The following is a 562-nucleotide window of genomic DNA, read 5'->3' on the forward strand; positions in this document are numbered from 1 at the left end:
CTGTTCGGCACACCGGACTGGCACCGCGACAGGCTCGCCCGGCTCACCGGGATCGCCGAAGGAGGGGCCGATGGCCACTGACATGGCCACTGACGCAGGGTCCGATGACCGCGCGTTCCGTGAGTCCGTGCGCGCGTTCCTGAAGGAGCACGCGCCCGGGAAGCCGCCCAAGGGCGCGGCCGAGCGGCTGGCCTTCGCCAAGGCGTGGGCCGCCACCAAGTTCGACCACGGGTTCGCCGGGCCGTCCTGGCCCCGCGAGTACGGCGGCATGGACCTGCCGTTCAGGCGGCAGGTCATCTACCACGAGGAGATGTCCAGGGTGCGGGCCCCCGGGCATCCCGGGACGGGCTGGGACATGGTCGGGCCCACGATCATCAGGCACGGCACGCCCGAGCAGAAGGCCAGGTACCTGCGTCCCACGCTGCGCGCCGACATCCTCTGGGCGCAGGGATTCTCCGAGCCGGAGGCCGGCTCGGACCTGCCCGGCCTGCGCACCACCGCGCGGCGCGAGGGCGACCACTACGTGGTGACCGGGCAGAAGGTGTGGAACACCAACGCGGAC

Annotated in this window: 1 protein-coding gene; it reads left to right on the forward strand. The window is 72.2% G+C overall.

The window, feature by feature from the left end:
- Positions 1 to 70 precede the first annotated feature (70 nt).
- Positions 71 to 562, forward strand: a 492-nt coding sequence (locus ACGWYJ_RS38995) for an acyl-CoA dehydrogenase family protein (protein ID WP_395111744.1), incomplete at its 3' end; no start/stop codon positions are given.

The sequence above is a fragment of the Actinomadura sp. SCN-SB genome (genome assembly GCF_043906805.1).
Taxonomy (GTDB): domain Bacteria; phylum Actinomycetota; class Actinomycetes; order Streptosporangiales; family Streptosporangiaceae; genus Spirillospora.